13 protein-coding genes are annotated in these 16,118 nt (G+C 58.8%); 9 read left to right on the top strand and 4 right to left on the bottom strand.

The features are described from left to right. The first annotated feature begins 14 nt into the window (after positions 1-14). Together HDF09_RS10745 and HDF09_RS10740 are read left to right on the top strand one after the other, a co-directional pair. Positions 15-3,707: a TonB-dependent receptor gene (locus HDF09_RS10745; protein WP_260181100.1), complete on the top strand. Its 3,693-nt coding sequence runs from the start codon at positions 15-17 to the stop codon at positions 3,705-3,707. A 174-nt stretch (positions 3,708-3,881) separates the two neighbouring features. Then, positions 3,882-4,904, top strand: coding sequence for a hypothetical protein (locus tag HDF09_RS10740; RefSeq protein ID WP_183765807.1), 1,023 nt, complete (start codon positions 3,882-3,884; stop codon positions 4,902-4,904). Positions 4,905-4,913: 9 nt separating this feature from the next. Here HDF09_RS10740 and HDF09_RS10735 read toward each other — a convergent pair whose 3' ends face one another. Beyond that, positions 4,914-5,501, bottom strand: coding sequence for a hypothetical protein (locus HDF09_RS10735; RefSeq protein WP_183765804.1), 588 nt, complete (start codon positions 5,499-5,501; stop codon positions 4,914-4,916). Between the two features lie 169 nt (positions 5,502-5,670). On the opposite strand from HDF09_RS10735, the gene HDF09_RS10730 reads away from it, so the two are divergent. From HDF09_RS10730 to HDF09_RS10715, 4 genes are all read left to right on the top strand, one after another. Then, positions 5,671-6,714, top strand: a complete 1,044-nt coding sequence (locus tag HDF09_RS10730) for a nucleoside hydrolase (RefSeq protein WP_183765801.1) — start codon at positions 5,671-5,673, stop codon at positions 6,712-6,714. 118 nt (positions 6,715-6,832) lie between these two features. After that, positions 6,833-7,609 (top strand): NIPSNAP family protein, encoded by a 777-nt coding sequence (locus tag HDF09_RS10725; RefSeq protein ID WP_311719254.1) that lies wholly within the window; start codon positions 6,833-6,835, stop codon positions 7,607-7,609. A 47-nt stretch (positions 7,610-7,656) separates the two neighbouring features. Continuing rightward, positions 7,657-8,562: a D-hexose-6-phosphate mutarotase gene (locus HDF09_RS10720; RefSeq protein WP_183765796.1), complete on the top strand. Its 906-nt coding sequence runs from the start codon at positions 7,657-7,659 to the stop codon at positions 8,560-8,562. A gap of 76 nt (positions 8,563-8,638) precedes the next feature. Beyond that, complete coding sequence (locus tag HDF09_RS10715) at positions 8,639-9,238, top strand: Maf family protein (protein WP_183766234.1); 600 nt, start codon at positions 8,639-8,641, stop codon at positions 9,236-9,238. Between the two features lie 21 nt (positions 9,239-9,259). Here the strand turns inward: HDF09_RS10715 and HDF09_RS10710 are convergent, their stop codons facing one another. Continuing rightward, positions 9,260-10,396 (bottom strand): M20 family metallopeptidase, encoded by a 1,137-nt coding sequence (locus HDF09_RS10710; protein ID WP_183765793.1) that lies wholly within the window; start codon positions 10,394-10,396, stop codon positions 9,260-9,262. Positions 10,397-10,549: 153 nt separating this feature from the next. On the opposite strand from HDF09_RS10710, the gene lpxC reads away from it, so the two are divergent. Then, on the top strand, positions 10,550-11,467 hold the full coding sequence (lpxC, locus tag HDF09_RS10705) for a UDP-3-O-acyl-N-acetylglucosamine deacetylase (protein ID WP_183765790.1): 918 nt from the start codon (positions 10,550-10,552) through the stop codon (positions 11,465-11,467). Between the two features lie 105 nt (positions 11,468-11,572). Next, positions 11,573-12,055, top strand: a complete 483-nt coding sequence (gene folK / locus HDF09_RS10700; protein ID WP_183766232.1) for a 2-amino-4-hydroxy-6-hydroxymethyldihydropteridine diphosphokinase — start codon at positions 11,573-11,575, stop codon at positions 12,053-12,055. Positions 12,056-12,426: 371 nt separating this feature from the next. Here folK and HDF09_RS10695 read toward each other — a convergent pair whose 3' ends face one another. Both HDF09_RS10695 and HDF09_RS10690 read right to left on the bottom strand, forming a co-directional pair. Then, positions 12,427-13,989, bottom strand: coding sequence for a vanadium-dependent haloperoxidase (locus HDF09_RS10695; protein ID WP_183765787.1), 1,563 nt, complete (start codon positions 13,987-13,989; stop codon positions 12,427-12,429). A 32-nt stretch (positions 13,990-14,021) separates the two neighbouring features. Then, on the bottom strand, positions 14,022-15,083 hold the full coding sequence (locus HDF09_RS10690; protein WP_183765784.1) for a transporter family protein: 1,062 nt from the start codon (positions 15,081-15,083) through the stop codon (positions 14,022-14,024). A 277-nt stretch (positions 15,084-15,360) separates the two neighbouring features. Here HDF09_RS10690 and HDF09_RS10685 point away from each other — a divergent pair, with 277 nt between their 5' ends. Then, complete coding sequence (locus HDF09_RS10685; RefSeq protein WP_183765781.1) at positions 15,361-16,068, top strand: CADD family putative folate metabolism protein; 708 nt, start codon at positions 15,361-15,363, stop codon at positions 16,066-16,068. Positions 16,069-16,118 lie beyond the last annotated feature (50 nt).

The following is a 16,118-nucleotide window of genomic DNA, read 5'->3' as shown; positions in this document are numbered from 1 at the left end:
GGGGAGCAACACGCATGTTTAACTTCAAGTCGCGGCTTTTCTGCTTCAGCGCTCTGGCCGCTGTTCTTCTTCTGGTGTGCTCTTTCTCCACCGGTCTCAAGGCTCAGAACATCTCTACGGCGCAGCTCAATGGCACGGTTCACGATCAGACCGGAGCGGTGATTCCGAATGCTGCCGTTTCGATTACGGATGAGTCGAAGGGCTTCTCGCGCTCGACCACCACGGATGCACAGGGAAACTATCGTCTGCTGCTGCTGCCGCCAGGGACCTACACGGTGCAGGCGACTGCGACAGGCTTCAACACCTACATCAGCAAGAATGTGATTCTGACGACGGGCGAACAGGCTGAACTTCCGCTGTCTCTTTCGGTGGGCTCGACGCAGATTGTTACGGTGAGTTCGGGCGCGGATATCATCGAGACGCAACGGAGCTCGCAGTCCACGACGGTCGATCAGCTGCGGATTGATAACCTGCCGACGAACGGACGCAACTACATCAACTTCACTCTGACGAACTCGCAGATTGCGCGCGACGCTGCGCCTTCGGTGGGTGCGATTCCGACCTCGGGGCTGAACTTTGGCGGCGTTCGGGCGCGGTCGAACTCGATCAATGTGGATGGCGCCGATGCTGGAGATTACATCTCCGGCGGCACGCGAACGACGGTGTCACAGGATGCGGTGCAGGAGTTTCAGATCATCACGAACGGCTTTGCGGCGGAGTATGGCAGAGCGTCGGGTGGGGTGGTGAATATTGTGACCAAATCTGGCACAAATGCGACTCATGCGAGCGCCTTCGGGTTCCTGCGCAATCGCTACATTCAGGCGACGAATCCGTTTTCGACCGTCGACCAACCGGCGTACACGCGGGTTCAGGCGGGCTTTACCGTTGGCGGCGCGATTGTACCGGACAAGACGTTTTACTTCTTTTCGACTGAGATTACGCGGCGGCAGGAGACGGGCTTTTCCGATATCGGCTCAAACAACTTTGGACTGACGAGCATCGATGTGAGCCGGTTTTATGGGGTTCCGGGGGGTGCGCTTTCGATCCAGGGGACGCCGGAGCAGCAGGCGTTCTTGCAGGCCGCTCCAGCGACCACTCCGGGGATTCAGCAGTACATTGCTCTAGTCGGATCGGGATCGTCGCTGGCTACGACTGGTCAGAATCCCGCGTTTTTGCAGTCGACGATTGGACCCAGGAACTTTGTAACCTCGGGTCAGGCGACGCCTGCTTCGTTTACGCCGCTCAACAGCCTGATCGGAAACTTTCCCGTGACGGAGAAGACGGAGATTTATTCGCTGCGGATCGATCACAAGCTGACGAGCAATCAGCAACTAGTTCTGCACGCCAGCGTCAGCCCCAGTTACATTACGGGCATCGAGGAGAGCGCGGCGAACCAGAATATCGGCGAGAACTCTTTCTCCCGTACCGCGACGCAGAGTCTGCATGATGTTGCGATTGCGGGGCAGCATACGATCCTGATCGGCAACAACAAGGTGAATGAGCTGCGCTTTCAATATGCGCGGCACCCGGTACGATTCGCCAATACGGACGCGCCTGGCGGCAGCAGTACTGCGGTGAATATTCCGGGCTATGCGTACTTTGGCAAGACTCCGTTCTCGGTTGTCGACCGAATTGAGAATCAGAACCAGTTGCAGGACAACTTTACGTACACGCGCGGCGGACACACGTTCAAGGCTGGTGTGGACCTTCGGTATATCCCGATCAATCTGCTGCAGGGGCAGCTTTATGGCGGCGGCGACTATACGTTCGCTGCCCTGAATGCAACCGATGTTTCGCCCTTGCTTGAGGGGTTGCCGGGCTTCTCGCCGGTGCAGGCTTATGGTTTGGGAATTCCGCAGTCGTTCGCGCAGGGCATTGGGCAGACGACGTACAAGTACGATCTGAAGACGCTTGGGGGCTTTCTGCAGGACAGCTGGCGCGCCACCAGCAGACTGACGTTGAACCTCGGGATTCGGTATGACATTGAGGCCTTCCCGACGCAGCTTGCTTTGAATTCGAACACGAATGATGCCGAGAGGATCTACGGGATTCGTGAGGGCATTCGGCTGCAGGATTCCAACGTCGCTCCTCGCGTTGGAATTGCGTGGGATGTGCGCGGCGATGCGAAGACGGTGATCCGTGCGAACTACGGGCTGTTTTACGATCGCGCTCCGGGAAATCTTCAGTCGCAGTCGAGCATCTTCAATTCGACCAAAGTGCCGCTGGTGATTCTTGGCGGCGGGACTCCGTGCAGTGTGGCGAGTCCGAACGCCGCGGCGAGTCCGCTGAATCTGAACGCTACGAATGCGTTTCAGGGATCGCTGGCAAATCCGAACTGCCTGGGCGCGAGTGCGGCGGGGGTCAATTATCTTCCGAGTCAGCAGCGGTTCGACCCCAACAACTCGAACTCTGTCTTCGTTAATCAGAACTTTCTGGCTGCGGGTTTTCCTCTGGCGATTCTTCCCTCCGGCCTGCCTGCGTCTCTTCACTACGTGACGCCCTATGTGCAGCAGATCTCGTTTGGAGTGGAGAAGGATCTCGGGCGCGATCTTTCGCTGAACGTTGCCTTCAACTCGACCGGCGGGCGGCATCTGAACCGTCCTGTCAACGTGAATCCGGTCAATCCACAACTGCTCGTCGCCAACTGGCGAAATGCAGTGAACGCCGTGAAGGCCGGGACAGCAGCGCCTGGGACTGCCAGCCCGACATCAAACCCGCTGACGGTTGGAACGGCGGCCGGGGTTAATCCTTGCGGAGTCGGCCCCACGGGACCCTTTGTCACGCCAGCGCTGCTCAACTTCTTTCGCCGGTCCGGGCTGAACACCTCGCTTGCGACCTTTCTTGCAAATCCGAACGTGGGTGGGGGACAGTGCGTTGCCCTGGCCAGCGAGATTGCTGCCGGGGATGGGCTTGGCGTGGGTATTCCGGTTCCGTTTGGCGATATGACGCCTAACCTGACGACTGGCACCTCGAGCTACAACGCTCTGAGTGCAAATTTGAGGAAGCGCTTTTCGACGCACTATGAGTTTCTCGTGAGCTACACGTGGTCGCATGCGATTGACGACTCGACCGACGTGGTCTCGACCTCGGATGCTCCGCAGAGTAACTTTGCGCCCAATGCGGAGCGCAGCACTTCGACCTTCGACCAGCGTCATCGCCTGGTGCTGTCGGGGGTGTATAACTCGGGCCACATTGGCGGCTCGGGATTTTTTCCTGCGGCGTTCTCCGGAGTGACCGTGGCGCCGATCTTTGAGATCTCTTCGGGCCGGCCATTCAATATTCTGACCGGAACCGATACGAACTTCGACTTCGATCCGCTCACGGATAGGCCGAACGCAGTTGCTCCCGGCAGTGGGACGACGAGTTGCGGTACGGCTCCGGTGCTGTCCAAGTACTCTCCGACCGGAGCGTTCAATCTGCCGTGCTACGCGGATGCACCTGCTGACGCTGGGCCAGCGAGCAGCTACTTTGCCGGCAACCTTGGCCGCAATGTCGGGGTGAAGCCCTACACGGTGTTCACGGATCTGCGAATCGCAAAGGCTTTCACGTTTTCGCACGAGATTGCGCTGCAGGTGACTGCGGACGTCTTCAACCTGATCAACAAGAACAACACCCTGGATGTGAACCTGCTTTATACCGCGGCCGGCACGCCGACTGCGTCGTCCGATCCGCGGCAGTTTCAGTTCGGAGCGCGCGTTTCTTTCTAGCCTGAAACTACAACTCTGCGGCCCTGCTCGAGCTCTAATCCCTTTTCGCGGAGTGTTGTGCGAAGACCTGCGCAACTTGTCTGAGAAAATTGGGGTTTGGGGTCGATGAGGCTTATCGATCGAGGCTGATCGATCGAAGCTGATCGACCAAATGCGGCGCAGAGAGGATTTTGGATGAGACAGATTCGCGTCGGACTGATAGCGCTTGCGATATTGGTGCCGGCGATGGTTGGAGTTCAGGCACGGGCGGACGCCGCGCTGCTGATGGAAGAGCCCTACGGCGAGTTCGGAGCCTTCAACCCCACGGGACATGCCGCGATCTACCTGAACCATATCTGCGCCGAGTCGCCGACTGTGCTGAGGCCCTGTCGCGCCGGCGAACCTGGGGCAGTGATTAGCCGATATCACAAGATCGATGGCTACGACTGGCTGGCCATTCCGCTGGTTCCTTACCTTTATGCAGTCGAGCGCGTGGAAGATGTTCCGAAGACAGCAGACGCGGCGCTTGAGGCGAGGTTGCGCGATCAGTATCGGCGAGATCATCTGCTTGCGCTCGCGCCCGACGTAGAGGAGGGGAAGAAGGCAGGGGAAGCTCCAAGGGGCGAGTGGACGCAGCTTGCCGGTGCATCCTACGATCGCAGAATTTACGGGTTTCAGATTCAGACGACCGCAGACGAAGACGAGCAGTTTATGAACCGGTTTAATGACAGCCGGAACGTAGGGCACTTCAATCTGCTGTTTCACAACTGTGCTGACTTCTCGCGTACTTTGCTGGACGTCTACTATCCGCACAGCGTGCATCGAAATATCTTTTCCGATCTTGGGATTACGACGCCGAAGCAGGTAGCGCGATCGCTCACGAAGTACGCCGATCGGCATCCTGATCTGAACTTCTCCACGTTCATGATTCCGCAGGTGCCGGGCAGCATCAAGCGCAGCCACCCGATCGACGGGGTTTTGGAGTCGGTGGTGAAGTCGAAGAAATACGTTGTGCCGCTTGCGGTTTTGGATCCGGAGGTTGCGGCTGGGTTTGTGGTGGCCTACCTGACCGACGGGCGTTTCAAAGCGCCGAAGGATGCAGCGGTTGAGGTGATACCCGGAGAACCTACGACAATGACTGGGGCTGCGCCTGCACCGGGAGCGGACCAGGTTCGGCGGCCGCTGCCCGCTCCAGCAGCGACGCCAGCTCCTCAGTAGGCAGCAAGGCTAATTCACCTTCAGATTAGCGTCGGCGTCCATGACCAGCGACTCGCCTTCGACCAGCAGGGAGTGGAGTTTCAGCGAGTCGAGCGCGAGGGCGTAGCCGGTGGTTTCGGTCGAGCGGCTGAGGAGCTGACGCATCAGCACCGCGGCGTTGACCTTCATCTGTGCGGGGACTTTGTGGCTCAGGAAGGGCGCGAGGATGAAGTTCAGCTCCCTGGATTCACTGAGCTTTTCGATTCGTGCGTCGCGAAAGCCGATGCTCTCTTCTTCGGCTTCGGGGATCAGCGAGACGTCGGTGTCGGTGGTGAGGGAGACGCCGAGGCAGGTGCCGCGGACGGAGGTTCCGAGCTTCGATTTGGCGTGAACGCGGACGACGATGCGGTCCTGCACGAAGGTGACGTGGGGTGATTCGGCGTAGACATAGCAGGGCGAGTTGGCGTCGCCGCGGAGGTAGTAGCGCCCCTGCGGACCGTTGAAGAGCTGTGCCCGCAAGGTGCGTTCCAATGCCTGCGCGGAGACCTTCACCTCAATCGCCGAGGCCGCGTGAGAGGCAGAGAAGAGAAGAGCAAGGGGAAGCAGGATTCGGCGCATGTTGTTAAGAGCATAACGGCAGTAGCGAGGAAGAGCTCGACGTTTTACCTTTAGCTCCCTTCTGTATGGCTGGTAATCTGTCCTGACCATGAGCCGAAGATCTTCTCTATTCCGCGTCGTGCTTTTTTGCGCTGCGATCTCGCAGCTTTCCAATGCTCAGGCCAGGCGTATGGTCTTGATCGATCAGGACGGCTCGGGCCCTGGTGGCTCCAACCAGATGGCGATGATGGTGCTGCTGCAGTCGCCGCAGGCCGAGGTGCTGGGCATCACGATGGTGAGCGGAAATGCGTGGGAGCCGGAGGAGGTGCAGCACACGCTGCGTATGCTCGAACTCATCCATCGCCCCGATGTCCCTGTTGTGCCGGGAGCGATCTTTCCGCTGGTCCGCACCGAGGAGGAGTCGAAGATTCAGCAACAGCTTTATGGGACGTTCCCTTGGTATGGGGCGTGGGGCGATCTGACCGCGACGACGAGTCGTCAGCCTTACCATGGGCCTTACGTTGTTCCAAAGATGGAGGAGGGCGAGCCTGCGCTGAAGCCGCTGGCGGAGGACGCAGCGCACTTTCTCATTCGTCAGGTTCATGCGCATCCGCATCAGGTTACGATCTACGCCGCTGGCCCACTCACGAATATTGCGCTTTCGATCTCGATCGATCCGCACTTCGCCGAACTCACGCAGGGCATCGTGATTATGGGCGGCAGCCTGAGTCCGCAGACTGGCGATCCCGAGTTTTCCAACAATCCCCGGCACGAGTTCAACTTCTGGTTTGATCCCGAGGCCGCCCACATCACGCTTCGCGCGCACTGGCCGCGCATCGACTTGACGACGGTTGATATCTCCATAAAGACAGCATTCACCAAGGCGATGCTGGAAGAGATCGCTCGTTCGCCCAATCCTGCTGCGAAGTATCTGGCGGCCCACACAGGCGAGTTTTACTACTTGTGGGACGAGCTTGCGGCCGCAGCGTGGCTCGATCCCGCGATCATCACCAAAGAGAAGAAGCTGTACGTTGATGTGGACTTGACTCGAGGCTCGTTCTACGGAGACACGCTTTCGTGGACTGCGGCCAACAAGCCTCAACTCGATGTGCAGCTTGTTCACGTCCAGACAGATCTCGATCTGCCGCGATTTAACAAGCTCTTCCTCAAGCTGATGAAGGGGCCGCCTCAGTCTGGCTCTCTGGTGACTCAGACTGGCTCTCCGGTGAAGTGACTGGGCGTCCCGTTTCACACTAACCCGCGCGACAGTCTGTATTCTGTACGTGATATTCATTTCTGTAGCGGCAGGATGTTTGGCCGATAGGGAGGGCTTGATGGAAAGGCGTGACTTCTTGACCGCATCACTTGCAACCTCGGCGCTCGCACTCGCGAATCAGGGGTTGGCTCAGACCTCATCCGGCAAGCCGCGCGAATACTATGAGATTCGCAGATATCACCTGCAGACCGGACCGCAGATTAGGCTCACTGACAGTTACCTATCGGACGCGTTGATCCCCGCGTTGAATCGACTGGGCATTGCGCCGGTGGGGGCCTTCCATCTGGACATTGGACCGGAGACGCCGACGCTTTATCTTCTTCTGCCGTGCGCAAAGTTGGAGGCGCTTGTCTCTGCGGAACTGCAGCTCGTGCACGATGAGCAGTTCATGAAAGCCGCCGAGCCTTTCTGGAGTGCGCCTGCGACGGCTCCTGCCTTTCAGCGGATCGAGAGCTCACTTCATATTGCGTTTGAAGGCTGGCCGAAGTTGACTCCTCCGGCTGCAACAGCAGAGCGCGGCAAAAGGATCTTTCAGCTTCGCACCTACGAAAGCCCCAGCAATCAAGACCATATTCGCAAGGTCGAGATGTTTCACCGCGGGGAGTTCGACATCTTTCAACGTGCAGGATTCAGCCAGGTCTTCTATAGCGATACGTTGATCGGTCCGCGTATGCCGAACCTTACCTACATGCTGAGCTTCTCGGATCTGACGGACCTCAATGGCAAATGGGACAAGTTCCGCACCGATCCTGAGTGGATCAAGTTGAAGGGTTCGCCACGTTACAACTTTGAGGAGATCGTGAGTAACATTTCGAATCTGATATTGAGCCCAACGGCTTACTCGCAGATCTAACTTGCACACGGCTCTCTCGTAATAGTGAGCGCGAGGAAAAGAAAACGATGGATATCAAGCAACTGAACGAGCACTTTGGCCTGCCGGGCGTCCTCGCATTTCACGCAACGGAAGGTGGCCTTGTACGTGCCGACATTACGGCGCCACATGCGACCGCAACCGTCTACCTGCAAGGAGCTCACCTAACGGCGTGGCAGCCGGCGGGACATCAGCCTGCGATCTTTACCAGCCGCAAGACCGATTTCGCCCCAGGCAAGGCGATTCGCGGCGGAGTGCCGATTGCGTTTCCGTGGTTTGCTGCGCGGCATGATGGGAAGACGGGGCCTTCGCATGGCTTCGCTCGGATTCAGGACTGGACGCTCGCGTTTGCTGCGCTGGCCGGAGACGATCTGCACCTTACCTTTACGCTTGGGCCCAACGATCTCAGCCGAAGCCTGGGGTACGATCACTTTCGTCTTGCTTATCAGCTCACCATTGGCCGCACGCTGACGATGCAGCTGACGGTCGCCAACGACGCCGCTACGCCGCTTGTCTTCGAGGAGGCGCTCCATACGTACTACGCCGTGGAGGATATCCACGAGATTGCGATTGCGGGTCTCGATGGGGTCAGCTACCTCGACAAGGTCGATAATTTTGAAAAGAAACTGCAGCACGGCGACATTACGGTCACGGGCCCGACGGATCGTGTGTATCTGGACACGGCTGGTACCTGCACGTTGAACGATCATGCGGGCAAGCGCCGCATCGTCGTGGCAAAGACCGGTTCCACCACTACGGTCGTGTGGAATCCCTGGGAAGAGGGAGCGGCAAAGTTGGCTGATATGGACCCAACGGAGTGGCATGAGTTCGTCGCGATTGAGACGGTGAATGCTGCGGTCGATGCGATTACTCTCGCTCCAGGCGCTACGCACACCATGCAGGCTCGAATTTCGGTAGAGGAGCTTTCTGCGTAACAGAGCCGCTAAGCATGAGGAGTTCAGTGTGGATGATTTTGCAGAACCGGCGCGGTGCCGATAGTCTCATAGCGTGATGCTTATCCTTGCCTCTGCCTCGCCACGTCGCCACGAACTTCTCACACAGGCGGGTCTTACGTTTACTGCCGAGGCTGCCGACCTCAACGAAGATCTGTTGCCGAACGAAGCTGCTGCCGCTTATGTTCAGCGGCTTGCGGAAGAGAAGGCGCAGGCTGTGTGGAACGCTCATAGAGCTTCGGACACGGCTGAGAATCCGCTGGTTGTTCTTGGCGCGGATACCTGTGTCGTTGTCGAGGGACAGATTCTGGGCAAGCCGACAGACAGCGCCGATGCACGCCGGATGCTTGAACTTTTGAGCGGGCGCACTCATGCGGTGCTGACGGGTATTGCTGCCATCACGGCGAAGAAGACGGTTCGGGATCTCGACATTACCCAGGTGACCTTCAACGTCATCACGGACTCAGAGATCGGGCGGTATATTGCCAGCGGCGAGCCTCTCGATAAGGCGGGGGCCTACGCGATTCAGGGCTACGCGGCACGGTGGATACCGCGCATCGAGGGTTGCTACTTCAACGTGGTGGGCCTGCCGATCGCTCGCACGATCACTCTTCTGGCTCAGGCCGAATCGGATACGCCTGCGGTGGAGAAGGGTTAGGTCGGCGACGGCTGATATTGCTTATTCGATGCTGGCGATCATCGCTGCGAGTAGGGCCGTTCGCGGTACCAGGTGTTCGATGATGACGGACTCGTGCGGGGCATGGGCTCCGTCGCCTACTGCGCCCATGCCGTCGAGTGTTGGTACGCCGAGGGCGGCGGTGAAGTTGCCGTCGGAGCCTCCGCCGGTGGAGGCTTCCTCGAGGGTGAAGCCAAGTTCGGCTGCGAGGGTCCGGGCTTTTTTGAAGAGCGCAATCGTTCCCGGCTTGCGTTCCATCGGAGGACGGTTGATGCCGCCGGTGATTGTGAGCTTGCAGTGGGGATCTGAGACCTTGAGTTTGCGGAAGAGCTTGTCGACGTAGGCGGCGTCGCTGGCCTTGGCGATGCGGACGTCCACTTCGGCGGAGGCGTGCGAAGGGACGACATTGGACCGTGTTCCACCAGCGATCACACCACAATTTACCGTGAGTTTGCGGTCGAGATTCGTGAATCCGGAGATGGTTTGGACCAGCTTTGCGAGTTCGAGAACCGCCGAGTGGCCGCGCTCGAAGTCGACCCCGCTATGCGCGCCGACTCCTGTAACCTGCACATTATATTGGCCTACTCCTTTGCGGGCGGTCTTGTAGGCCAGTCCCTGGGCCGGCTCAAGGACAAGTACGGCGGATGATTCTCGCGCCAATCTCTCGGTAATCGGCCTCGAGATCGTGCTCCCTACCTCTTCATCACTGTTCAGCAACAGCGTCACTGGGCGAGCTAACCCCATTTTTTTCAATGTGTTTATAGCTGTCAACGCCATTATGACTCCGGCCTTCATGTCCAGAACGCCGGGTCCCCAGAGGCGGCCGGCCGTGTTGCGCCACGGCATCATCTTGAGTGTGCCGAGCGACCAGACGGTGTCGAGGTGGCCTAAAAGGAGGACGGGTTGTTGCCGGGAGCGCGATGGGCTGAAGCGGAGTTCCAGGACGTCGCCGAATTGGCGCTGTTTATGGCGTTTGGAGCGGGCGCCGATCTCTTGAGCCCATCGTTCGACAAGGGCGGCGGCTGCGTTAACTGCCTGCGGGTCTTCACTTGGAGATTCCTGCTGGACGAGATCTCGCAGGGTGTCTTCGATCCACCCCTGTTGCTTCTCTACTGCGCTGAGGATCGCTTTGGCTTCCATGGACGGATGTTATAGCAATCAAAAGGATTAGTTGGGCGGCTTCTTGAGGAAAAAAGTAGTCATCCTTAGGGGGAAATGTGGCTTATTTGCCACAACGGAAAGAGTTCTTTCCGCTGTAATCTCGGTGGTAGTTCTATCCGGAGACGCCTACTCGTGGCATTGGAAGCTCACTTTGAGCAGACAATTCGTTCGGAGATAGAGTTCAGCGGTATCGGCTTGCATAGCGGGGCGCCTGTACTGATGCGATTGGTCCCGGCGCCGGCTGGATCCGGTATCGTCTTTCGTCGCACAGACTTAGACAACTTCGAGATCGCTGCGATTGGGCGGAACGTCGCCAAAGTGAGCTATGCGACGAGCCTGATGCGGCAGAGCGTTTTGATCTCGACGACGGAACATCTGCTCTCTGCTCTTATCGGCTTTGGCGTGGATAACGTGATCGTCGAGGTGGATAATCTTGAGGTTCCCATCCTGGATGGAAGCTCTCTGCCTTATGTGCAAGCGTTTCATTCTGTGGGGCTTAAGCAGCAGAGGCGAAAGCGCGAATACCTGAAGATTTTAAAAGAGGTGGAGGTGCGGGACGGATCCAAGTTTATCGGGGTCTATCCGGGGTCGGGGTATCGGATTCAGTATACGATCGACTTCCCGCAACCTATTGGATATGAGACGTTTAGGGGTGATCTGGCGACTGGCGATTATGTTAAATTAATTGCCCCGGCGCGTACCTTTGGATTTAAAGAAGATGAGGCTATGTTGCGGGATATGGGGCTGATTCGTGGGGTTTCGGACGAGAGCGCTATTATTCTTTCGCGGCAAGGTATTGAAAATGGGCCACTTCGCTTCGATGATGAGTTTGTGCGGCATAAGGTGCTGGACCTGATTGGGGATCTGGCGCTGGCGGGGCGGAGAATTCAGGGTCATGTGGTGGCAGAGCGTGCTGGGCATGCGATGCATACTGCTCTTGTGCAACGACTTATGCGAGACCGCTCGGCGTGGGAGCTGGCGCATGGGTACGATGAGGTGGCGGAGCCGGCCAGGGTGATGGGCCAGCTGCAACCAGCCACGGTTTCGTGATTTTGTGGTCGAAACGCGTGGTTCGTTGATGGTGGCTTGTGGTGACGATGTGGTGATTTGTGTGGCTGCTAAGCCCAGGTTCCGGGTGGTGCTGGGGTGAAGGCTGTGGCGGCGATCGCTCTGGGGTCGAACCTGGAATCAAAGTTCGGGGATCGTGAGGCGAATCTGGAGGAGGCGGTGCGGTTGATTCGGCCGCTGGGTGAGGTGACGGGGGTCTCGTCGTTTTACGATACGGAGCCGGTTGGGTTTCTGGAGCAGCCTAGATTTCTGAATGCTGCCCTGCTGCTCGAGACGGAGTTGGGGCCGGTGACCTTGCTGCGGGAGCTGCTTGTGGTGGAGCGGACGATGGGGCGGGAGCGGGTTGGGGCTGTTGCGAAGGGGCCGCGGGTGATTGACCTTGATCTGTTGCTGTATGTGGATGCGATGGGGCGCGATGTGGTGATGTCGACCGAGGAGCTGGTGTTGCCGCATCCGGAGATGCAGGGGCGCAGGTTTGTGCTGGAGCCACTGGCGGAGATTGCGCCGGGGATGGTGAATCCGGTGTTGGGGCTTGCGGTGATGGAGATGCTGCACACGCTTCGAGCGTAGGGATCTCGAGGTAACTGGCTGAAGGGTTTGAAGAGAACACAACGGCAATATTTTTGTCGTTGCGGCTTCGCCTTCACTCCTGCCTTCGGCTGAGAGGAGCCCACTCATCTCGCCAGAATCCGCGCGATGAATAGGTCAGCCGGCACCCGGCTGGGGCGAATTGGAATAGAGTTTTGGTCCTGGCCGCCCCGTAGACCTGCTTTGAATTTTGTGTTTCCTGCCGGACTGGCCTCCTGCGCGGAGGGCGGCCATTTCATGGCTTTTCCCTTGAATTGCGGATCGACCAACTGTGGCCCTCCTTGGACCGAGAGGGACACAGTGATCTCTCGCTGTGCGGACTCAGCTTGCGTTTTACGCCTTCTGTCTCTTCTTTAGTTTGCTCCGTCTGTCTTTGCGAACCTGACCGTGTAGTCTCCGATTCTCTTGCCATGATCCATTCCAACTTCGATATCTGAACGATAGTGGATGCCCGCGTAGAGCCTGGACATGGCGGCTTCTTTCATCTGGGTTTGAAAGTAGGTTGCGCCGTCGGGGAAGAGATACGACAGGACATCGGAGCCTGCGGCGGAGAAGTCTGAGTGCCCCGAGACGTAGGATGGGAAGTTTGGAAGTCCGGTCTGGGTCTTGATCGAGGGATCGAGTTGCGAGGGTCGGGGGTTGAAGTAGAAGTACTTCGCATCCCAACAGGCAACGGCTGCGTCATGAAGGGCCATATTGAGCAGCGCGAAGACGCGTGAGGCGCGCACCTCGCTGAAGCTGGCAGCGCTGACGTACGGCTCGGCGATGGCGTCCCAGTGGCCGGGAGGAGTTACGGTGCTGACTCCATCGGCCCATTTGTATACGGTGGCCTGCTGGTCGCGGGTGAGACTGTTGACGATGCTTTTTACTTCGGCGGTCTCGGTCTGCATTTGAGTGGATGACGTGGAGGGGGGCGGCCCCGGCCGCTCGTTCACGATGTCGTTTGGAGTCATCATCCACGCCTTGACCTTGCCGAAGACGGGCAGCATGGGCGGGCGAGGTGGACCATCCTGGCTGATCCAGGGGATCTCTCCGCGCGCGGTTGCGTTGTCGGCCAGGGACTGCCAGATTGCAGGGGAGCCGCCGGCTGCCTTCATTCCGTCCGAGGCGGCGCGGGCAGCGAAGACGGCGGCGACGGCTTTGCCCAGGGCGACTCCGGCGGCGATGTCACTGGGGGAGGCTCTGCCGGAGATGAGGGCGACCTGTTGCTGCTCGGCTGCCTTGGCGTTGATCTCATCGACCGAGGTGGGAAAGAGGAGGGTGAGCAGAGCAATGTTGACTCCTGCTTCGACGGCATCCTCGGAGGGGTAGGAGGGAATGTCGCTGGCCGGCAGCAGCGCCTTGATGCTGGTGTCCGCTTTGAAGGGGGAGGGGCGGTTGTAGAGATACTTGTAGTACCACGCGGCCTTGAGAGCCTCATACTGCGCGACGGAGACGTAACTGTAGGCACGTGCCGCATAGGGAGGGTTACTAAACGGATATTGCGGATTCGCGAATGGATTTGCGGGACTTGGAACGGGATAGCTTCCGTCCGGATTTGGCGAGGGCGGCAGATCGGAGCGCGCTGCAATCTCGCGCATGATCTGATTCCAACGCAGGACGCCGCCGCTGCTCCAATAGGTGATGGCGGTTTTTTGCGCATCGGTCAGGTTGGCCTGGGCGGTCTTGATGGATGCCAACTCGGACTGATAGCCGGGGTCGCTGACAGGGGCCGGTGCGACTACAGGGATCTGCGTGGGGCCTGAGAGAACGATCATCTTCCAGGATCCGGCGTTGGCGTCGGTGTTCGCTGGAGTGACTGTGGGCAAGGCCTCGGAGGAGGGGATGTCCTTGCTGCAGCTGGAGGTGCTCAGGGCCAGGGCAAGGAAGATTGCGGCTGAGATCGATGCGCGGAAGAGAGGCGTTTTCCTTGTCATTCTCGTGGTCATGATGGTGGTCATTATCCTGTTCAAGGGGTGGCTCGCTTTTCGAAGGGAAGGGTGTACATGAGGCCGGTGGTGAAGGTGTTCGCTTGTCCGACGTTGCGGCCTTGAAAGGTGTTGGAGTAGATGAACCAGTACTGAAGGTCTCGTACCTTCGGGACGGGGACCTTGATCGTAGCGCCCGCTTTAGAGAAGTTGGCGCGGTTGGAGACGAACGGCATGTCCTGGGGGCGAATGTCTCCGCCTCCGCGGGCTTGCTGTACGGAGAAGTCGCCTAAGAGCGAGACGTTGTTTTTGCGATAGCCGACGCTGGTGCCGTAGTTGAAGAGGTTGGGCATCGCGACCTGATTGCTGAGATAGAGCTGTCCGTTGGTGTAGTAGCTGGAGCGGTCGAGCGTCACGTTGCCGCGAAAGGTGTAGGCGGCGGTGCCGTTGAGATAGAGGCCACGCCTGCCCAGATAGTTCAAGGTGGCGCGTCCGGTAAGGGTCTTGCTGTTGGCGCCGAGCGAGAGCGGTTGAAGGTCGGGGGTGTAGTTGGTCATGGGAAGGGTGCCCGATAGCACGGCGATCGCTCGCAGCGCGCCGAACTTGCCGACGGGGATGCTGAGGAGTTTGTACTTTGCGGCGAGGGTGAGGTCCTGAAATCCCGACTGGCCGTGGAGCACGCCCTTGCTTGCGTCGGTCCAAACGTAGGGCACGTTGATGATGAAGTCGAGCCGGCTGGTCACGCCGTAGTTGGCTGCCATGGTGATGGTTTGCGTCGTGATGGTGCCGATGTTTCCGTTGACGCGTTGGAGGCTTCCCTGCCAGTAGCTGTCCCAACTGTCGTGCGTGTAGAGGGCTCCTGCACAGAGGGACCGCCTCGCCAGCATGATGCCGTCGTCGATGGTCTGGGCGTTAAGCGATGGGCAGAGCAGACACAGGAATGTGAGACAAGCAGGAAGGAGAGCGGTATGTCTGGCTTTCCGCTCTTTGGGTTTGGGGCTGCTTCCGGCGAGGACGGACCGGCGCCGGGAGAAGAGGAGCGGCGGGCGCCTTGGCAGCGGGTTTTGAAACCCAGATGATGCTGGCGCGTGATTCGAAGTCATGGTCTTTCTCCGTGTCGTTAGAGGAAGGCATACGCACGGCTTCGTGCGGAGCTTAGCGATCATCGTGTGATTGCGAAGCTTGGCTGCGAAGAGATTCGTATACCTTGATCAGGAGGGAGTTTATGCGCGAACGCGGGTGCTGTCTTCAACTCAAAGGATGGTTTTTCTATCCATCGTGTGGGGGACAGGTTTTGTGCCGGAGGTGTGCCGGGGGTACACTCTGAGAATCCTCGTGGGGGCTTTGCTCGCGCGCGACTTTTTGAATGGAGCTTTGATTATGTCTGCTATCGAGTTTGGGAGTGCTGGGTTCTGGAGCCGTTTCGAGGAGCGCGTTGCTCCGTTCAACCTGTTGCAGCACCCGTTTTATCAGGCGTGGTCGAAGGGTGAGCTGACGCGTGAGGATCTGCGGGAGTATGCGGCGGAGTACTGGCATCATGTGTCGGCGTTTCCGACTTATTTGAGCGCGCTGCACTCGCGGCTGCCTGATGGGGAGATGCGGCGTGAGGTTCTGCGCAATCTGGCGGAGGAAGAGGGTGTGGATCAGGCGACGGCTCGTCCGCATAGCGATCTTTGGATGGACTTTGCGGCTGGGATGGGTGCGAGTCGCAGCGAGGTGGAGGGGCGCGCGGTGCAGCCGGAGATGACGGCGCTGATGACGACGTTCCGCGAGCTGATGCAGGAGGAGAAGGCTTCGGCTGCGATGGCGGCGCTGTATGCGTATGAGTCGAAGGTGCCTGCGATTGCTAAGACCAAGGCGGAGGGGCTGGCGGAGCACTATGGGACTCAAGGGGCGGCGGCGCGGTACTTTACGCTGCACCAGACGGCTGATGTTGCGCATGCGAGTGTGTGGCGGGAGTTGATTGAGAAGCAGCTTGCCGGTGCTCCTGAGGAGGAAGAGGCGGTGCTGGCGGCTGGGGAGCGGGCGGCAAAGGCGCTTTGGGTTGCTCTGGATGGCGTGGAGCGACAGCGGCTGGCGGTGAACTAAGCTTAGAGAATCAATTTAAAGAGAGGGCCAGGCGGAAGATGCCTGGTCTT

The sequence above is a fragment of the Edaphobacter lichenicola genome (assembly GCF_014201315.1).
GTDB lineage: Bacteria > Acidobacteriota > Terriglobia > Terriglobales > Acidobacteriaceae > Edaphobacter > Edaphobacter lichenicola_B.
This window is presented reverse-complemented; position numbering and strand designations above follow the sequence as displayed.